A 19,203-nucleotide genomic window follows, 5' to 3' on the forward strand; every position below is an offset into this window, starting at 1 on the left:
AGCGCGGTTTTTTCATGCCTGTCGCTTGCCCGCGCGACGGGCCTGCCAGGCCTGCCGTCCGGCCTGGTCATGGTAGCTCCAGGCAACCAGGCGGCTCTGCTTCTGCCCCTGTCCCATCTCGACGATCCGCTGCTCCCGCGCACCGGCCTTGCGCAAGGCGGCCTCGATGCCGGGCAGGTTGCTGGCCTTGGACACCAGGCTGGTGAACCAGAGCACCTGCCGCGCGTACCGCGCACTTTCCGCGACCAGCTGGCTGACGAAGCGGATTTCGCCGCCCTCGCACCACAGTTCGTTGTTCTGCCCACCGAAGTTCAGCACCGGCAGCCTGCGCGTGGGGTCTTGCTTGCCCAGGTTCTTCCACTTGCGCTGGCTGCCACGGGTGGCTTGCTCGCGCGACGCGTGGAAAGGCGGATTGCACAGGGTGAGATCGAAACATTCGTCGGCGCGTAACAGCCCCTCGAGTATGTGCTGGCGCTGGGTCTGCCGACGCAGGTCGATGACCTTGCCCAGGCCGTTGGCCTCGATGATGGTCTTGGCCGAGGCGAGCGCCACCGGGTCGATGTCCGAGCCGAGGAAGCGCCAGCGGTAGTCGGCATGCCCCAGCAGCGGGTAGACGCAGTTGGCCCCGACGCCGATGTCCAGGGCGCGGATCCCGGCACCACGTGGAATCTGGCCGGCATTGTCCTCGGCCAGCAGGTCCGCCAGCACATGGATATAGTCGGCCCGGCCCGGAATCGGCGGGCACAGGTAGTCTGCCGGGATGTCCCAGTGCTCGATACCGTACTGCGCCTTGAGCAGGGCACGGTTGAACACCCGTACCGCTTCGGGGTTGGCAAAGTCGATGCTGGGCTTGCCATGCGGGTTGATGAGGGTGAAGCGGGCCAGGTCGGGATGCGCCTCGATCAGCCTGGGAAAGTCGTAGCGGCCTTGATGGCGGTTGCGCGGGTGCAAGCTTGGCTTGTGGCTCATGGTTCTAAATCCTGAAAGCATCGCGGGGCAAGCCCGCCCCCACGCTCGTGGAAGCGGGCTTGCCCCGCGGTGGCGTCGCGTGCGCGGCTACAGCGCAGCGATGCGCGCGTGCTGCTCGGTGAAGTTGGCCAGGGCCTGTTCCGCTTCGGCCAGCTTGGCGCGTTCTTTCTCGATCACCGCAGGCGGTGCCTTGTCGACGAAGGCTGCATTGGACAGCTTGCCGCCCACGCGTTGCACCTCGCCCTGCAGGCGCTGGATCTCCTTGTTCAGGCGCGCCAGCTCGGCATCCTTGTCGATCAGGCCGGCCATCGGTACCAGCACCTGCAGCTCACCGACCAGGGCGGTGGCCGACAGCGGCGCTTCGTCCTGCTCGCCGAGCACGGTGAACGACTCCACCTTGGCCAGCTTCTTGAGCAGGGCCTGGTTTTCCTGCAGGCGACGCTGGTCGTCGGCGTTGGCGTTCTTGAGGAACAGCGGCAGCGGCTTGCCAGGGCCGATGTTCATCTCGGCGCGAATGTTGCGCAGGCCGACCATCAGTTCCTTGAGCCATTCGATGTCGCCTTCGGCGGCGCTATCGATGCGCGCTTCGTTGGCCTGCGGCCAAGGTTGCAGCATGATGGTCCTGCCCTGGACGCCGGCCAGCGGAGCGATGCGCTGCCAGATTTCCTCGGTGATGAACGGCATGAATGGATGCGCCAGGCGCAACGCGACTTCCAGCACGCGCACCAGGGTGCGACGGGTGCCACGGGCACGTTCCACTGGCGCCTGCTCGTCCCACAGCACGGGCTTGGACAGCTCCAGGTACCAGTCGCAGTACTGGTTCCAGATGAACTCGTAGAGCGCCTGGCTGGCCAGGTCGAAGCGGAACTGCTCGAGCTGACGGGTGACTTCGGCCTCTGTGCGCTGCAGTTGCGAGATGATCCAGCGGTCGGCCAGCGACAGTTCGACAGGTTCGCCGTTCTGGCCGCAGTCCTCGCCCTTGTCCAGCACGTAGCGCGCGGCGTTCCAGATCTTGTTGCAGAAGTTGCGGTAGCCTTCGACCCGGCCCATGTCGAACTTGATGTCGCGACCGGTCGAGGCCAGCGAGCAGAAGGTGAAGCGCAGCGCGTCGGTGCCGTAGCTGGCGATACCTTCGGGGAACTCGGCCTTGGTCTGCTTGGCGATCTTCTCGGCGAGCTTGGGCTGCATCATGCCGCTGGTACGCTTCTCCAGCAGCGCGTCGAGGGTGATGCCGTCGACGATGTCCAGCGGGTCGAGCACGTTGCCCTTGGACTTGGACATCTTCTGGCCCTGGCCGTCGCGCACCAGGCCGTGGACATAGACGGTCTTGAACGGCACCTGCGGGGTACCATCCTCGTTCTTCACCAGGTGCATGGTCAGCATGATCATGCGCGCCACCCAGAAGAAGATGATGTCGAAGCCGGTGACCAGCACGTCGGTGGAATGGAACGTCTTGAGGAATTCGGTCTGCTCGGGCCAGCCCAGGGTCGAGAAGGTCCACAGACCGGAGCTGAACCAGGTGTCGAGCACGTCGTCGTCCTGGCGCAGGACCACTTCGGCGCCGAGCTTGTGCCTGGCGCGCACTTGCTCTTCGCTGCGGCCGACATAGACCTGGCCGGTTTCGTCGTACCAGGCCGGGATGCGGTGGCCCCACCAGAGCTGGCGGCTGATGCACCAGTCCTGGATGTCACGCATCCAGGAGAAGTACATGTTCTCGTACTGCTTGGGCACGAACTGGATGCGTCCATCTTCCACGGCAGCGATGGCAGGCTCGGCCAGCGGCTTGGTCGAGACGTACCACTGGTCGGTCAGCCATGGTTCGATGATGGTGCCGGAACGATCGCCCTTGGGCACCTTCAGGGCGTGGTCGTCGACGCTGACCAGCAGGCCGGCGGCGTCCAGGTCGGCAACCATCTGCTTGCGCGCGACGAAGCGGTCGAGGCCGGCATACTGGGCCGGCAGGCGGGTGTCGATGGCGTCGTTGAGGGTGCCGTCGAGGTTGAAGGCCTGGGCGCTGGCCAGCACCGCGGCGTTCTTGTCGAAGATGTTCAGCAGGGGCAGGGCGTGGCGCTTGCCGACTTCGTAGTCGTTGAAGTCGTGCGCCGGGGTGATCTTCACGCAGCCGGTACCGAACTCGGGGTCGCAGTAGTCGTCGGCGACGATCGGGATGCGCCGGCCAACCAGCGGCAGCTCGACGAACTTGCCGATCAGTGCCTGGTAGCGTTGGTCGTTCGGGTTGACCGCGACGGCGACATCGCCCAGCAGGGTTTCCGGACGGGTCGTGGCGACGACCAGGTGGTCCTTGCCGTCGGCCGTGGTGGCGCCATCGGCCAGCGGGTAGCGCAGGTTCCACAGGTGGCCTTTCTCGTCGTGGTTCTCCACCTCGAGGTCGGAGATCGCGGTATGCAGCTTGGTGTCCCAGTTGACCAGGCGTTTGCCGCGGTAGATCAGGCCGTCCTCGTGCAGGCGAACGAAGGCTTCCTTGACCGCCTCGGACAGGCCATCGTCCATGGTGAAGCGTTCCCGGCTCCAGTCCACCGACGAGCCGAGGCGGCGGATCTGCCGGCTGATGTTGCCGCCGGACTGGGCTTTCCACTCCCAGACCTTTTCGAGGAACTGGTCGCGGCCGAGGTCATGGCGATTCTGGCCCTTGGCCTCGAGCTGGCGTTCCACCAGCATCTGCGTGGCGATGCCCGCGTGGTCGGTACCGGGCTGCCACAGCGTGTTGCGGCCTTGCATGCGGCGGAAGCGGATCAAGGCATCCATGATCGCGTTGTTGAAGCCGTGTCCCATGTGCAGGCTGCCGGTGACGTTCGGCGGCGGGATCATGATGGTGTACGACTCGCCTGCACCTTGCGGGGCGAAATAGTTCTCGGACTCCCAGGTCTGGTACCAGGAAGTTTCGATGGCGTGCGGCTGGTAGGTCTTATCCATGCGCGGCGGGACCCTATGGCATTTATTCGGGAAAGCCGGGAAGTATAACGGAGGCGGGAGGTTCAGGCGACCAGCCGCAAAGCGAGAGCCGCGGGCCGCAAGCGTCCAGCTGCGCAGCGAGCACCTGCGCAAGCGGGCGCGGGCCAGGGTTGCCGGCGGTCCGGCAGGGCCTCATTCGGCTCGCTTGAGCAGGCGTTCCATGCGTGCGTCCAGGCGGCGCCTGATCTCGGTCTCGATATGCGGGGTGAAGTCGTTGATCACGTCCTGCATGATCAGCTGGGCGGCGGCGCGCAACTCCGCTTCCAGGTGCAGCAGCGTATCCTGGCGACGGGCCTGTGGCGTATCGGCCGTTGGCGCGGCGGCGCTCGGTCGGGCTTGAGGGGGCGGCTCGGCGGTTTCGTCAGGGGGCTTGGGCGGCTCCACCGTCTCGGTCAGCAGCGGAGGCTGCAGGTCATTGTCACCCAACAGCTGGCGGATCGACTCGAGGTCATCGAGCAGGTGGGCGGATTGGGTCAGGTTGGAAGACTTGTCCATCGTTCTCAGAGTCGCTGTAAGCGGTGGTCTTGCAGAGCATAGCCCTGTTCCCGGTAGAAACGGAATCGTTCGCGGGCGGCCTGGCGGATGGACGGCTCCTCGACGACGATTTCCGCGACGCGCTCGAACTGGCCGACGAAGACCGGTACGGCTTGGCCCAGGTTGATCAGCAGGTCGCGATGCGGGCCGGCAGCCTCGCCGATGCCGAGCACGACCATTGCCTGCGGCTCGGCCTCGGCCAGGTCGTGCGGTACGAAGGCCTCGCCCTTGAAGCGCCACAGCCGCTCGTCCAGCATCTGTCGCTGGGCGGCATCCTCGCAATGCAGGTAGACCTGGTGACCGAGCCGCCAGGCCTTTTCGCAGAGCTTGCAGGCGAAATCCAGGCGCGCCGAGGCAGCGTCGGTGGGCAGGATATAGAAGTCGACTTTGCTCATGGTCCGCTCGCCTGGCCGGCGACGCCGGAGCGACGCCAGCGCCGAGGCTTCAGGCCCCGGCGCGGTCGAGCAGGTACTGGGTCAGCAGCGGCACCGGTCGGCCCGTGGCGCCCTTGTCCTTGCCGCCGCTGATCCAGGCAGTCCCGGCGATGTCCAGGTGCGCCCAGCGATAGGCCTTGGCGAAGCGCGAGAGGAAGCAGCCGGCGGTGATGGTGCCGGCCTTGGGGCCGCCGATGTTGGCGATGTCGGCGAAGGGGCTGTCCAGCTGCTCCTGGTACTCATCGAACAGGGGCAACTGCCAGGCGCGGTCGTCGGCACGCTTGCCGGCGTCGAGCAACTGCCCGACCAGTTCGTCGTCATTGCCCATCAGGCCCGAGGTCTGGCTGCCCAGCGCCACGATGCAGGCGCCGGTGAGGGTGGCGATGTCGATGACTGCCTGCGGCTTGAAGCGCTCGGCATAGGTCAGCGTGTCGCAGAGTACCAGGCGGCCTTCGGCGTCGGTGTTGAGGATCTCCACGGTCTGCCCGCTCATGGTGGTGACGATGTCGCCCGGGCGGGTGGCGCCGCCGCTCGGCATGTTCTCGGCGCAAGCCAGCAGGCAGACCAGGTTGATCGGCAACTGCAGCTCCAGCACCGCGCGCAGGGTGCCGAACACGCTGGCGGCACCGCACATGTCGAACTTCATCTCGTCCATGCCGGCGCCAGGCTTGAGGCTGATGCCGCCGGTGTCGAAGGTGATGCCCTTGCCGACCAGCACGAACGGCTTCTCGGCTTTCCTGCCACCCTGGTAGTTGAGCACGATCAGCCGCGGCGGCTGCTCGCTGCCCTGGCCGACCGCATGGAACGCGCCCATGCCCAGGTCCTTGATCTTCTTCTCGTCGAGCACTTCGACCTTGAGGTTCTTGTGGGTCTTGCCCATGTCCCTGGCCTGGTCGGCCAGGAAACTTGGATGGCACAGGTTCGGTGGCAGGTTGCCCAGGTCGCGGGTCAGCGCCATGCCGCTGGCGATGGCGCTGGCATGGCGCACGGCGCGTTCGGTCTCGGCCTGGCCAGCCTTGCCGGTGAGCAGGGTGATCTTCTTCAGGGCACGCGGCTCGGCCTTGCTGGACTTGAAGCGATCGAACACGTATTCGCCGTCGAGCAGGGTCTCGGCGAGCAGCCGGTACTTGTCGTACTGTGCGTCGCGCGCGCTGACCGCGATGTCGTCCAGCGCCAGCACGGCGTCGTTGCCGCCGAGGCTCTTGAGCACGTTGCCAACGGCACCGACCAGCTTGCGCCAGGCACGGTCGCCCAGGCTTTCATCCTTGCCGCAGCCGACCAGCAGCACGCGTTCGGCCTTGACGCCTGGCAGGCTGTGCAGCAGCAAGGTCTGGCCGACCTTGCCGGCCAGGTCGCCGCGCTTGAGCAGCGCGCCGAGCGCGCCGTCGCTGGCCTGGTCCACGGCCTGGGCGCTGGCGCCGAGCCTGCGGTCCTCGCCGATGGCCAGAACCAGGGTGGCGGTCTTCACCGATGCTGCAGCTACGCTTTTTACAACCAGTTCCATGTCAGGATCCCCGAATGATCGATCAGTGGGCGCTGTCTTTCGCAGGCGCTCTGTGCGGACCTGGCCGCGTGGATGCGGGCCAGTCGAAAAGCTGCCAGTTTGAGCCTGTCGCCGCCGCGCTGACAACCCCATCGTGCGGGCTTGCGCCTGGCCAAGTGACAGGCGCGGCCAATCACAGGATAATGCGCGCACTTCACGAGGCGGCTCGCGGCTGGCGAACCGGCCTTGGTGCTCGCTGTCTGTACCCATTGTCCGGCTGTTCGTCCCTGACAACCCAGGAGTGTCTGGTTTGATCGTCTTCCGTTATCTTTCCCGCGAGGTCCTGGTGACCTTGAGCGCCGTCAGCGCCGTGCTGCTGGTGATCATCATGAGCGGGCGCTTCATCAAGTACCTGGCCCAGGCGGCCCAGGGTGCCCTCGATCCCGGCGTGCTGTTCCTGATCATGGGCTTCCGTCTGCCGGGCTTCCTGCAACTGATCCTGCCCCTTGGGCTGTTCCTCGGCATCCTTTTGGCCTATGGCCGGTTGTACCTGGAGAGCGAGATGACCGTGCTGTCGGCCACCGGCATGAGCCAGCAGCGCCTGCTGGCCTTGACCATGGCGCCGGCTGCGCTGGTGGCGCTGGTGGTGGCCTGGCTGAGCCTGAGCCTGGCGCCGGTGGGCGTGGCGCAGGTCCAGCAGATCATCAGCCAGCAGGACGCGCTGACCGAATTCGACACCCTGGTGCCGGGGCGCTTCCAGACCCTGCGCGACGGCACCCGGGTGACCTACACCGAGGAGCTTTCCGACGATCGCGCCAACCTGGCTGGCGTATTCATTTCGGAAAAACGCCTGAACCAGGGCCAGACCAGGGAGCGCGGGCCGTCGGTGCTGGTCGCCGAGAAAGGCCACCAGGAACTGCAGGCCGATGGCAACCGCTACCTGATCCTGGAGAACGGCTACCGCTATGACGGCAACCCAGGGCAGGCGGACTACCGGGCGATCAAGTACGACACCTATGGCGTGCTGTTGCCCAAGCCCGAGGTCAGCGAAGAGGTGACCGAGCGCGAGGCCATCCCCACTTCACAGCTGTTCGGCCACGAGGGCCTGCGCGAGCGCGCCGAGCTGCAATGGCGGCTGTCGTTGCCGGTGCTGGTGTTCGTCGTGACCTTGCTGGCGGTGCCGCTGGCCCGGGTCAACCCGCGCCAGGGACGTTTCCTCAAGCTGTTGCCGGCGATCCTTCTCTACATGGCCTACCTGACGATGCTGATCTCCGTACGCGGCGCCCTGGAAAAGGGCAAGCTGCCCATTGGTCTGGGCATGTGGTGGGTGCACGGGCTGTTCCTGCTGATCGGCCTGGCGCTGCTGTACTGGGAACCGCTGAAGCTCAAGCGCGCGGCGCGGCGTGCGGAGGTGGCCCATGGCTAAGCTGGATCGCTATATCGGCATGAGCGTGCTGCTGGCCATCCTGGCCGTGCTGGGCATCATCCTGGGCCTTGCCTCGCTGTTCGCCTTCATCGATGAGATGGGGGACCTGAGCGACACCTACACGGTGCTGGATGCAGGCTGGTTCGTGCTGTTGACGGCGCCACGGCGTCTTTACGAGATGCTGCCGATGGCGGCCCTGATCGGCTGCCTGATCGGCCTGGGCAGCCTGGCCAGCAGTAGCGAGCTGACCATCATGCGTGCCGCCGGGGTGTCGATCGGGCGCATCGTCTGGGCGGTCATGAAGCCCATGCTGGTGCTGATGCTGGCCGGCCTGCTGATCGGCGAATACGTGGCCCCGGTGACCGAGAACAGCGCCCAGGCCCAACGCTCGCTGAGCCAGGCCGGTGGCCAGGCGCAGAGCTCCAAGCGCGGCATGTGGCACCGGCAGGGTGACGAATTCGTGCATATCAACTCGGTACAGCCCAACGGGCTGCTGCTGGGCGTGACCCGCTACCGCTTCGACGACCAGCGGCGCATGCTTTCCTCGAGTTTCGCCCAGCGTGCCCAGTACCTGGACGACCACTGGATGCTCAACGATGTCAGCACGACTCACTTCCGTGGTGACCGCACCGAAGTGGTGAAGGCCAACGAAGAGCGCTGGAACGTTTCGCTCACACCGCAGTTGCTCAACACCGTCATCCTGGCGCCGGAATCGCTGTCGATCACCGGCTTGTGGGACTACATCCATTACCTGGCCGACCAGGGGCTGAACAATGCCCGTTACTGGCTGGCGTTCTGGACCAAGATCCTCCAGCCGGCCGTCACCGCTGCCCTGGTGCTGATGGCCATTTCCTTCATCTTCGGCCCGTTGCGTTCGGTCACCCTGGGCCAGCGGGTATTCACCGGCGTGCTGGTGGGCTTCGTGTTCCGCATCGCCCAGGACCTGCTGGGCCCCTCCAGTCAGGTGTTCGGCTTCCCGCCGCTGCTGGCGGTGGTCATCCCCGCGGGCATCTGCGCATTGGCCGGGGTCTGGCTGCTCCGTCGGGCCGGCTAGCTGCTGATCGCAAGCCGCAAGCTGAGCGTGATCTGCTTGCGGCTTGGCCTGGAGCTCACCCGCGCTTGGGAATCCGCACCAGCTGCGTCTCGGAGTAGATATCGTGCCAGGTGCGCTTGCGGCGATCATGTAGCGCCCAGAGAAAGCCCAGCCCCAGGCATAGCCAGGAGGCGATCGACACGGCGAAGCGCAGCAGGGCCTGCCACAGGCTGATGGGGCTGCCATCGGCGTTCTGCACCCGTACTCCCCAGACCTGCATGCCGAGCGTCTGGCCGCCATGGGTCCAGAACTTGGCGAAGAAACCGAACAGGACGAACAGCAGCAGGCTGGACAACAGCGGATCGCCGTCCAGCGCGCCTGCCTCGGTCAGTTCGCGCAGGCGAGCCTGGCCGATGATCGCCATCTGGATCAGTTTGTACACGCCAGCCGTCACGATCAGCAATGCCGTGCACAGCAGCAGGTCGTAGAACATCGCGGCCAGGCGCCTGCCCAGGCCAGCCGGTGGGAAGTCTCCTTGAGGGGCAAGCAGGGGCTTGGGCATCGCGATGGCTCCGGAAGATGGAAGCAGGATTCTAGAGACAAAAAAAAGCCCCTGCACGTGGCAGGGGCTTTTCGAATCCGGTAATCGCTTAGTCGATGACCTGGACCTTGTCGGCCTGCATGCCTTTCTGGCCTTGGACGGCCTCGAAGGAAACTTTCTGGCCTTCTTTCAGGCTCTTGAAGCCGTTGCCTTCGATGGCGCGGAAGTGCACGAACAGATCCGGACCGCTTTCTGGGGTGATGAAACCGTAACCTTTCTCGTCATTGAACCACTTGACGGTACCGTTCTGACGTTCAGCCATTGTCTTATTTCCTATGAAGCTTGAATTTGATGACAGTTCTTCCACCGACAAGTGAAAGGGTACTGGGCTGGGTTGCAGGAAAGTAAGAGACGTCGAACGGGTTGTAGCAGATTGCGGCTACTGGCCCAGGTCACGAACTGTTGCGACCCATGCAAACACAGTGAAGCGACTCTACGCCAACTGCCGCGACAAAAACAAGCCCTGCACGACGCAGTGAATCGGGATTTTCCAATAACCGACAAAATTGTCGGAAACGGCATGGCGCCTGGCCTGGCGCCATGTTCAAAAGTTATATCCAAGGTTCGAAAACGAATCTCGGCGGTTAGCTTGCGAGTGCTTCAGCCGCGATGGTAACGAGGGGCCACGAACGGTGTGCCGGCCACTTTGAGCGGTATCTGCCTGGTTCGTACCAGTGCGAACAGCTGGGTATCCTTCACTGACCGTTCGATCTGCACATACCCCATCGCCAACGGACCTCCGAGCGTGGGGCCGAACCCGCCGCTGCTGACCTTCCCGACTTCACGGCCGTGCTCATCGACGATCATCGCGCCTTCGCGCACGGGCACGCGCTCCTGGGGGAGCAAGCCGACACGCAGGCGTGAAACGCCCTGGCGTTGTTGCGCAAAGATGCGTTCAGCGCCTGGGAAGCCGCCGGCGCGGCTTCCCTCGGGTCGGCGCGCCTTGGAGATGGCCCAGGCCAGGTTCGCTTCCACCGGGCTGGTCTGGGCATCCATGTCGTGGCCGTACAGACATAGCCCGGCTTCGAGCCGAAGCGAATCGCGGGCGCCGAGCCCGATCAGACGGACCTCCGGTTCGTCCAGCAGCCGGCGAGCCAGGGCCTGGGCGGCAGCGGCCGGAACCGAGATCTCGTAGCCGTCCTCGCCGGTATAGCCGGAGCGGCTGACGTGGCACGGTTGATCGAGCAGGGTGATCGCACGGTACTGCATGAAGGTCATTTCGGCCACTTCAGGCGCAAGGCGCGTGAGCACGCTGGCTGCGGCCGGACCTTGCAGGGCCAGCAGGGCACGCTCTTCGAACAGCGGCTGCACCTGGCAGGATTGCGGCAAGTGGCTGCGCAGATGAGCCAGGTCCTGGTGCTTGCATGCGGCGTTGACCACCAGCAACAGCGTATCCTCGGACAGCTTGGCGACCATCAGGTCATCGAGGATGCCGCCTTGCGCATCGGTGAACAGCGCATAACGCTGCATGCCCACGGCAAGGTCGACGATGTCGGCCGTCACCAGGGTTTCCAGGGCGTTGGCGACATCGGCACCGCGCAGCAGGATCTGGCCCATGTGCGAAACATCGAACAGGCCAGCCTGTTCACGCGTGTGCAGATGCTCCTTGAGCACGCCCAGCGGGTACTGCACGGGCATGTCGTAGCCGGCGAAGGGAACCATGCGGGCGCCGCATTCCAGGTGCAGCGCATGCAGTGGCGTCTTGAGCAGCGTCTCGGTCATCGTCGATTCCTCAGGCATCCTGATAGCTCTCCATGGGCGGGCAGGCGCAGACCAGGTTGCGGTCGCCGAACACGTTGTCGACCCGGCCGACCGGCGGCCAGTACTTGTCTTCCAGCAGCCCTGGCAGCGGATAGACGGCTTGTTCGCGGCTGTAGCCATGGGACCATTCACCCACCAACTCGGCCGCGGTGTGCGGTGCGTTTCTCAGCGGATTGTCGTTCTTGTCCAGACTGCCGTTTTCGACCGCGCGGATTTCTTCGCGGATCTGGATCATCGCCTCGCAGAAGCGATCCAGTTCCTGTCGAGATTCGCTTTCGGTCGGCTCGATCATCAGCGTGCCGGCGACCGGGAATGACATGGTCGGGGCATGGAAGCCGAAGTCGATCAGGCGCTTGGCCACGTCGTCCACGGTGATGCCGCTGCTCTCCTTGAGCGGGCGCAGGTCGAGGATGCACTCATGCGCCACCAGTCCATCGCTGCCGGCATAGAGGACCGGGTAGTGGCCTTCCAGGCGACGGGCGATGTAGTTGGCGTTGAGGATCGCCACCTGCGAGGCACGCTTGAGGCCGGCACCACCCATCATGCGGATGTACATCCAGGTGATCGGCAGGATGCTGGCGCTGCCGAACGGCGCGGCGCATACCGCGCCGGTCGTGTTCCGGAGCCTGGCATGGCCCGGCAGGAACGGCGCCAGGTGCGACTTGACGCCGATCGGGCCGACGCCTGGCCCGCCGCCGCCATGGGGAATGCAGAAGGTCTTGTGCAGGTTCAGGTGCGAAACGTCGCCACCGAACTTGCCCGGTGCGCAGAGGCCGACCATGGCGTTCATGTTGGCGCCGTCGATATACACCTGGCCGCCATTGTCGTGGACGATCGCACAGATTTCGCCAATCGCTTCCTCGAACACGCCATGGGTCGACGGATAGGTGATCATGATCGCCGCCAGGCGCTCGCGATGCTCGACGGCCTTGGCGCGCAGATCCTCGACATCGACATTGCCGCGGGCATCGCAGGCGGTCACCACCACGCGCATGCCGGCCATGTGGGCGGTTGCCGGGTTGGTGCCGTGGGCCGAGGAAGGGATCAGGCAGATGTCGCGATGGCCCTCGCCACGGCTGCGATGATAGGCGCGGATGGCCAGCAGCCCGGCGTATTCGCCTTGCGAGCCGGCGTTGGGCTGCAGCGATACGGCATCGTAGCCGGTGGCGGCGCAGAGCATGGATTCCAGTTCGCTGGTCATCTGCAGGTAGCCCTGGCTCTGCTCGGCCGGTGCGAAGGGGTGCAGGTTGCCGAACTCGGCCCAGGTCACCGGAATCATCTCGCTGGCGGCATTGAGCTTCATGGTGCATGAGCCCAGCGGGATCATGCTGCGGTCCAGCGCCAGATCCTTGTCGGCCAGGCGGCGCAGGTAGCGCATCAGCTCGGTTTCGCTGTGGTAACGGTTGAACACCGGGTGTTCGAGGAAGGATGACTGGCGCAGCAGGGCGGCGGGCAGCAGCGAACCGGCACGCTCGGCGAGCACGGCGAAGCCAGGCTCGGGCAGGCTGCCGGCGAGCAGTTGCCAGAGCGCTTCCACGTCGGCCTGGGTGCTGGTTTCATCGAGCGACAGGCCCAGGTGGCCGGCATCGATCTGGCGCAGGTTGATGCCGTGGGCGCGGGCTTTCTCGTGCAAGCTGGCAGTCGCGCCGCCGGTGGCCAGGGTCAGGGTGTCGAAGGTGGTTTCGCCCACTATCTGGACGCCAAGGCTCTTCAGGCCAGCGGCCAGGATCGCGGTCAGCCCGTGGATACGCTCGGCGATGCGCTTGAGGCCGACCGGGCCGTGGTAGACGGCGAACATGCTGGCGATGTTGGCCAGCAGCACCTGGGCGGTGCAGATGTTGCTGGTGGCCTTCTCGCGGCGGATATGCTGTTCGCGGGTCTGCATGGCCAGGCGCAGGGCAGCCTTGCCGAAACGGTCGATCGACACGCCTACCAGGCGGCCCGGCATGTCGCGCTTGAAAGCATCACGGGTGGCGAAATAGGCCGCATGCGGGCCACCGAAGCCCAGTGGCACGCCAAAGCGCTGGGCGCTGCCAATGGCCACGTCGGCGCCGAATTCGCCCGGTGGGGTCAGCAGGGTCAGGGCCAGCAGGTCGGCGGCCACCGCCACCAGGGTGCCGGCGCCGTGCAGGCGTTGCACCAGCTCACGATGATCGAACACTTCACCGTTGCTGGCCGGATACTGCAGCAAGGCGCCGAAGAACGGGCTGGCGTCGCCCAGCTCGCGCTCGTCGCCCACCACGATCTCGATACCCAGCGGCTCGGCGCGGGTGCGCAGCACGTCGAGGGTCTGCGGATGACAGTGACTGGAGGCGAAGAAGGCCTGGCTGCCCTTGTTCTTCGACAGGCGTTTGCAGAAGGTCATGGCCTCGGCGGCAGCGGTGGCCTCGTCGAGCAGCGATGCGTTGGCGATCGGCAGGCCGGTCAGGTCGCTGACCAGGGTCTGGAAGTTCAGCAGGGCCTCCAGGCGACCTTGGGAAATTTCCGGCTGGTAGGGCGTGTAGGCCGTGTACCAGGCCGGGTTTTCCAGCAGGTTGCGCAAGATCGGCGCCGGGGTGTGGGTATTGTAGTAGCCCTGGCCAATGTAGCTCTTGAACAGCTGGTTCCTGCCTGCGATGGCCTTGAGCGCGGCGAGCGCATCGGCTTCGCTCTGGCCGTCCTGCATGCCCAGCACGCTGGTGTCCTTGATGCTTTCGGGAATGACCGCGGCGGTCATGGCGTCCAGCGAGTCGAAGCCCAGGGCGGCCAGCATGGCCTGCTCGTCATCGGCGCGTGGACCGATGTGACGAGCGATAAACTCGTTGGCGGTGCCGAGGTTGTTGGTCATGGCTTGGCTCCTCAGGCGTCGTCGTTGGCTTTGAGCAGGCGCTGGTAGGCATTCTGGTCGAGCAGGGCGGTCATGGCACCGGCGTCGGCGGGCACGAAGCGGAAGAACCAGCCGTCGCCCAACGGGTCTTGGTTGACCAGCTCAGGGTTGTCTGCAAGCGCATCGTTGATGGTGACCACTTCGCCCGCCAAAGGCATGTACACGCCGCTGGCGGCCTTCACGGATTCCACGGTGGCGGCTTCAGCGCCTTTTTCATAGTGCTGCAACTCCGGCAACTGCACGTAGACCACATCGCCAAGGGCGTTCTGGGCATAGGCGGTGATGCCCACGGTGACGCTGCCATCGGCCTCGGTACGCAGCCATTCGTGATCTTCGGTGAAACGCAACTCGCTCATGGGGATCCTCGGAAACAAGGGCATCAGGCGTGGTGAATCCACGCTCTTGGTGCGGATGTTTCAGCAAGAAGCCGGCCAGAAAAAAATACTATTTAAAAATCAATAAGTTAAGTTATTTGGATTGGGTTGATGGCATCTTCCGTAATGAAATCGTTCCACTTTTGTCGAGCGTTTTTCGGATTAGCCTGGCTGAACCCACCAGTTACCCCATGGTGTGCCTGGAATGTATTCAATACGTTGTATCGAAATCATTCCAAGGCACCTTGTTCGGTGTCCGCTGTGAAGGACCGGTTTGACCTGGGCTTCAACCTGCCGCAAGGAATGGCAGTGCCAGGTATAGCTTGATCACGACGACATTGATGATGTCGATGAAGAATGCGCCGACCATCGGCACTATCAGAAAGGCCATTTGCGAAGGCCCGTAGCGTTGGGTCACCGCTTGCATGTTGGCGATCGCGGTCGGTGTCGCGCCCAGGCCGAACCCACAGTGCCCCGCGGCCAGCACTGCCGCATCGTAGTTGCTGCCCATGACCCTGAAGGTGACGGACATCGCGAACAGTGCCATGACCAGGGTTTGCACCGCCAGCAGGATGAAGAAGGGCAGGGCCAGTGCCGCCAGGTCCCACAACTTGAGCGACATCAGGGCAATGGCCAGGAACAGCGACAGGCTGACATTGCCCAGCACCGAGACTTCGCGTTCGAATACGTGGTAGAGCCCAAAGGCTGCAAGGCCGTTGCGCAACACGACACCCACGAACAGCACGCAGACGAATGTCGGCAGTTCGAATGCAGTACCTTGCAACGCGCCGTTCAACAGCGAGCCGACCAGCAGGCTGATGGCGATCAGGGCAAGTGTTTCGATGAAGGAAAACGGTGTGATCGGGCGTTCGGTATCCGGCTGTTCGAAGCCTTTCGGCAACGAACAGAGGCCCGGCGCCACGCCTGGCGTGCGAACCCGCTTGATCAGCAGGCGGGCAACCGGCCCGCCGATCAGGCCACCGAGTACCAGGCCGAAGGTTGCCGAGGCCATTGCCAGTTCGGATGCGGAGGCCAGGCCGAACTTCTCGCTGAAGGTCGCGCCCCAGGCCGCGCCTGTTCCATGGCCACCGGAGAGGGTGATCGAGCCGGCCAGCAGACCGATGAGCGGGTCGAGCCCCAGTGCCGTCGCCAGACCGATGCCCATGGCGTTCTGCACCAGCAGCAGTGCCGCGACCACCAGCAGGAAGACGGCGACCATGCGGCCGCCCTTCTTCAGGCTGGCGAAGTCCGCGCCCAGGCCGATGGTCGCGAAGAAGGCCAGCATCAAGGGAGGCTGCAATGAAGTATCGAACTGGACGTGTATATCGAAGTGGCGCAGGCCCAGGAGTACCAGGGCAACCAGCAGGCCGCCGGCGACCGGTTCCGGAATGTTGTAGACACGCAGGAAGCCGGTGCGTGCGACAAGGCCCCGCCCAAGCAGGAGTACCAGGGAAGCGGCCACCAGCGTCCCGTAGAAATCGAGTTCAAACATCAGGTTGCTCTTTTGTCGTATCCATGGGCGAACGTCTAGCGTCGTAGGCTGGCTAGACGAATGGAAAGCATGTCGTTGCGACATCGACATTTTATGTCGGAGCACCGCTGAAAGTACTGTCTGGCTAAGTAGGAATATTCTGAAAAGTTGCTGTCTCGTACACGCTCAAGACTTGCCCGGCAGGCCGTATTTCCTCAGGCGCTGCGCAATGGCGGTGTGCGAAGTCCGCAGGCGTGCGGCCAACTGCCGGGTGGATGGATAGCTGGCATACAGGCGCTGCAACAGCGCCCGCTCGAAATCTCCTACCGCCTGCTCCAGGCTCGTCACTTCACCTTCCTGTCCGCGCGCCATCGAGGTGCCGGCGATGTCCAGATCACCGATGTCCACCAGGTTGCTCTCGCAGATCGCGGCGGCGCGAAACAGCACGTTCTGCAACTGGCGCACGTTGCCCGGCCAAGGGTTGGCCAGCAGCGCCGAGTGGGTGGCTGTCGTCAGGCGGCAAGGAGGGCGCTGGATCTGCGTACAGGCCTGTTGCATGAAGAAGTGCGCCAGCAACAGAATGTCGTGGCCGCGTTCGCGCAGCGGGGGTACCTGCAGGTTCAGTACATTGAGGCGATAGAACAGGTCTTCGCGGAAGCTGCCCTCGGCGACCATGCGCTCGAGATCACGGTGGGTGGCGCTGATGATGCGCACATCGACCTTGATTTCGCGGTCCCCACCGACGCGACGAAAGCTGCCATCGTTGAGAAAGCGCAGCAGCTTGGCCTGCAGATAGGGCGACATTTCGCCAATTTCGTCGAGAAACACCGTGCCTTGGCTGGCCAGCTCGACCAGCCCGGGCTTGCCGCCGCGCTGCGCCCCGGTGAAGGCGCCTGGCGCATAGCCGAACAGTTCGCTCTCGGCCAGGCTTTCCGGCAGGGCCGCGCAGTTCAAGGCCAAAAATGGCGCGGCATGCCGGCTACTGACGGCGTGGCAGGCACGGGCCACCAGTTCCTTGCCAGTGCCGGTTTCGCCCTGCACCAGCAAGGGGGCATCGAGTACCGCCACGCGCAGGGCACGGGCCTTGAGCGTGCGGATGGCGGGAGAGTCGCCCAGCAGGGCGTCGAAGCCGTCGGCATGGTCGTGGCGTAGGGCGGACAAGCGTTCGCCCATCCGGTGCGGTGGGTAGAGCGTGAGCAGCCCGCCGGCACCGCTGATCGGAGTGGCGTCGAGCAACAGGCTGCGGCCGTCGAGCTGCATTTCCCGCATCGGCAGGTGGAACTGGTTGTCCAGCAGCGCTTGGTGCAAGCTCGTATCGCCGAACAGCTCAGCCACCGAGCGGCCAGCGGACTCGCGGCCACACAGGGCGATGAACGCGGGATTGGCCAGCAGCACCTTGCCCATGCCATCGACCGCCAGGACCGGATCGCTCATCGCCGCCAGCAGTGCGTCGAGCTGCAGGTGCCGGCGTTGCCCTGGCAGGATGTCGACCACCTCTACCGTGCGCACGCCCTCGACCTCCAGCAACGCGTCGTGAAGCTCTTCGAGCACTGCCGGGCTCAGGGTCGGCGCATCGATGTAGACGTTCGGCGGCACCATTTCCACCGCGTCGAGATTGAGATTGCGGGCGCCAAGCAGCGCCAGGACCTCCTGAGTGATGCCGACGCGGTCGACGAAGCTGACATGGATGCGCATGGAAAGGACGAATCAAGGCTGCCGGGACGCCAGTATGCCTCGATGCGGCCCGATTGTGGACGGGGCTTGCGTTGGCCTAGGCCAGATGCTCGGGCTTGACCGGTTCACCTGACTTGATCTGGAGCTGGGCGCGCACGTCCTCGAACATCTCGTCGTAGTAGCGGTGTACCGAGCCGATGCTGACGCTCTTGGGCAGGCCGTGCGCCTGGGCGATGCGCGTGGCATGGCGGGCGAAATCGAAGGCTTGATCCCTGGGCAGGAAGAACGACTCGTCCACGGCTTGATCGGCGACCGTGCCGTGCAGGCGGAATTGCATGCCGCGGCCTTCCTTGGGGTCCTGGGCGAGCTGATAGTCGAGGCTCAGGTTGTAGCTGTGGTCATCCTTGTTCAGCGCATGATGTTGCAGATGCAGGTGACCGGGTTCGAACAGGGCCATGATGAATCTCCAGCGACTTGGCCCGCTAGATGGCAGGCAGCGATTGTGGCGAGCGACACGCTAGCCTTGCGAGGGCGCCCGGGATGTCGCGGCGATGCGCTCGGGCCGCGACCAGATCCAGGCGTTGCCCAGCGCCATGCCGGCGATGGCCAGGAACACGGGCCAGCGGTGTTCCAGGAGTGCCAGCATCAGGCCGGCGCACAGCAGCATGCTCAGGGTAGCACTGACCTTCGCCCGGCGCTGGATGACCTTGCCGTTGCGCCAGTTGTGCAGGATGGGCCCGAACAGGCGATGGTTCTCCAGCCAGGCGCTGAGCCGGGGCGAACTGCGGGTCGCTGCCCAGGCGGCGAGCAGGATGAATTCGGTGGTCGGCAAGCCTGGAACGACGATCGCGACCAGGCCGATCCCCAGGCTGGTGTAGGCCAGGATGGCATAGAGCAGGCGGGAAAGCTTCGATCGGGCAGGTCGGTTCATGGTCTCGGATAACAATGGCCCGACCACCACGGTGGTCGGGAAACGGCTCAGGCCAGCGCTGCCTGCGTCGCGTACGCTTGCCTGAGCAGCCGGGTGAAGCGCTCGAAGGCAGCGATCGCGCCGCGGTCGGCGGCGGCCTCCTGGTTGACGTCCAGGACAAGGCTGTCGAGCGTGCGGGTGAAGCGCTTCCAGCCTTCGGCACGCCCGCCGGCCGGTTCGCCCAGGTGCCGGGCGCCGAAGCTCTCCGACAGACCCAGCGCCGCGGCACGCTTGATCAGGAACGCAGCGCCCAGTTTGGAGCCTTCGGAGACGAAGATCCAGCCCAACGCTTCACCCAGGCCGGGATCCACCAGCGCGCCGGGCAGCGCTGCCGGCACCTGCATGTCCAGGTCGAGAAGGTCCAGCCGAGCCTGTTCGGCGCGGCAGCGCTGGGGAAGATCGGGGAACAGGGCGATCAGCCGCGGGTCCTGGTACAACGGCTGCAGCTCGGCCTGGAACTGATACTGGGCGACCACGAAGCGGGCGAAGCGCTCGCGGCTGTCGAAGGGGGCATGGGCCTTGACCAGGGCATCCAGCTCGCCGTGCGGCGCATGGGTGACCTGGTTCAGGCGTTGCGAGCGTGGCAGGGTACGCTCGGAAGGCGAGTCGATGGTCATGGGCAAGTCCTTGTATG

Annotated in this window: 17 protein-coding genes; 2 read left to right on the top strand and 15 right to left on the bottom strand. The window is 64.9% G+C overall.

Annotated elements, in window-relative coordinates; translation table 11 throughout:
* Positions 1-12: 12 nt before the first annotated feature.
* The 5 genes from rlmF to ACY8GK_RS20155 all read right to left on the bottom strand — a co-directional run bounded on the left by rlmF (position 13) and on the right by ACY8GK_RS20155 (position 6,414).
* Positions 13-969 (bottom strand): 23S rRNA (adenine(1618)-N(6))-methyltransferase RlmF, encoded by a 957-nt coding sequence (rlmF, locus tag ACY8GK_RS20135; protein WP_196181134.1) that lies wholly within the window; start codon positions 967-969, stop codon positions 13-15.
* 87 nt (positions 970-1,056) lie between these two features.
* On the bottom strand, positions 1,057-3,903 hold the full coding sequence (locus ACY8GK_RS20140) for a valine--tRNA ligase (protein ID WP_196181132.1): 2,847 nt from the start codon (positions 3,901-3,903) through the stop codon (positions 1,057-1,059).
* 171 nt (positions 3,904-4,074) lie between these two features.
* Positions 4,075-4,437 carry a DNA polymerase III subunit chi gene (locus ACY8GK_RS20145; RefSeq protein ID WP_196181130.1) on the bottom strand — a complete coding sequence of 121 codons (363 nt, stop codon included), beginning with the start codon at positions 4,435-4,437 and terminating at the stop codon, positions 4,075-4,077.
* A gap of 5 nt (positions 4,438-4,442) precedes the next feature.
* On the bottom strand, positions 4,443-4,871 hold the full coding sequence (locus ACY8GK_RS20150) for a DNA polymerase III subunit chi (protein WP_462401893.1): 429 nt from the start codon (positions 4,869-4,871) through the stop codon (positions 4,443-4,445).
* Positions 4,872-4,920: 49 nt separating this feature from the next.
* Positions 4,921-6,414, bottom strand: coding sequence for a leucyl aminopeptidase (locus tag ACY8GK_RS20155; protein WP_462401894.1), 1,494 nt, complete (start codon positions 6,412-6,414; stop codon positions 4,921-4,923).
* Between the two features lie 289 nt (positions 6,415-6,703).
* Here ACY8GK_RS20155 and lptF point away from each other — a divergent pair, with 289 nt between their 5' ends.
* Positions 6,704-7,819, top strand: coding sequence for an LPS export ABC transporter permease LptF (lptF, locus tag ACY8GK_RS20160; protein WP_196181124.1), 1,116 nt, complete (start codon positions 6,704-6,706; stop codon positions 7,817-7,819).
* On the top strand, positions 7,812-8,873 hold the full coding sequence (gene lptG, locus ACY8GK_RS20165; protein WP_462401895.1) for an LPS export ABC transporter permease LptG: 1,062 nt from the start codon (positions 7,812-7,814) through the stop codon (positions 8,871-8,873). Before lptF ends, lptG begins: the two co-directional genes overlap by 8 nt.
* Positions 8,874-8,928: 55 nt before the next feature.
* Here the strand turns inward: lptG and ACY8GK_RS20170 are convergent, their stop codons facing one another.
* From ACY8GK_RS20170 to ACY8GK_RS20215, 10 genes are all read right to left on the bottom strand, one after another.
* On the bottom strand, positions 8,929-9,414 hold the full coding sequence (locus ACY8GK_RS20170; RefSeq protein ID WP_462401896.1) for an RDD family protein: 486 nt from the start codon (positions 9,412-9,414) through the stop codon (positions 8,929-8,931).
* Between the two features lie 88 nt (positions 9,415-9,502).
* Positions 9,503-9,715 (bottom strand): cold-shock protein, encoded by a 213-nt coding sequence (locus ACY8GK_RS20175; protein WP_462401897.1) that lies wholly within the window; start codon positions 9,713-9,715, stop codon positions 9,503-9,505.
* A 338-nt stretch (positions 9,716-10,053) separates the two neighbouring features.
* Positions 10,054-11,175: a glycine cleavage system aminomethyltransferase GcvT gene (gene gcvT, locus ACY8GK_RS20180; protein ID WP_196181117.1), complete on the bottom strand. Its 1,122-nt coding sequence runs from the start codon at positions 11,173-11,175 to the stop codon at positions 10,054-10,056.
* 10 nt (positions 11,176-11,185) lie between these two features.
* Entirely contained in the window at positions 11,186-14,041 is a 2,856-nt protein-coding gene (gcvP, locus tag ACY8GK_RS20185; RefSeq protein ID WP_196181115.1) for an aminomethyl-transferring glycine dehydrogenase, read from the bottom strand.
* An 11-nt stretch (positions 14,042-14,052) separates the two neighbouring features.
* A complete protein-coding gene (gene gcvH, locus ACY8GK_RS20190) occupies positions 14,053-14,436 on the bottom strand; it encodes a glycine cleavage system protein GcvH (RefSeq protein ID WP_196181113.1) in 384 nt (127 codons plus the stop codon).
* Between the two features lie 304 nt (positions 14,437-14,740).
* The gene (gene gltS, locus ACY8GK_RS20195) at positions 14,741-15,946 is read right to left on the bottom strand and encodes a sodium/glutamate symporter (RefSeq protein WP_462401898.1); all 1,206 of its coding nucleotides are present in this window, start codon (positions 15,944-15,946) and stop codon (positions 14,741-14,743) included.
* A 165-nt stretch (positions 15,947-16,111) separates the two neighbouring features.
* Positions 16,112-17,620 (bottom strand): sigma-54-dependent transcriptional regulator, encoded by a 1,509-nt coding sequence (locus tag ACY8GK_RS20200; RefSeq protein WP_196181109.1) that lies wholly within the window; start codon positions 17,618-17,620, stop codon positions 16,112-16,114.
* Between the two features lie 76 nt (positions 17,621-17,696).
* Positions 17,697-18,056: a DUF5064 family protein gene (locus ACY8GK_RS20205; protein WP_462401899.1), complete on the bottom strand. Its 360-nt coding sequence runs from the start codon at positions 18,054-18,056 to the stop codon at positions 17,697-17,699.
* Positions 18,057-18,116: 60 nt separating this feature from the next.
* Entirely contained in the window at positions 18,117-18,530 is a 414-nt protein-coding gene (locus tag ACY8GK_RS20210; RefSeq protein ID WP_196181105.1) for a YbaN family protein, read from the bottom strand.
* A gap of 47 nt (positions 18,531-18,577) precedes the next feature.
* Positions 18,578-19,186 carry a biliverdin-producing heme oxygenase gene (locus ACY8GK_RS20215; RefSeq protein WP_462401900.1) on the bottom strand — a complete coding sequence of 203 codons (609 nt, stop codon included), beginning with the start codon at positions 19,184-19,186 and terminating at the stop codon, positions 18,578-18,580.
* Between the last annotated feature and the right edge of the window lie 17 nt (positions 19,187-19,203).

The organism is Pseudomonas sp. Marseille-QA0332, from assembly GCF_054950175.1.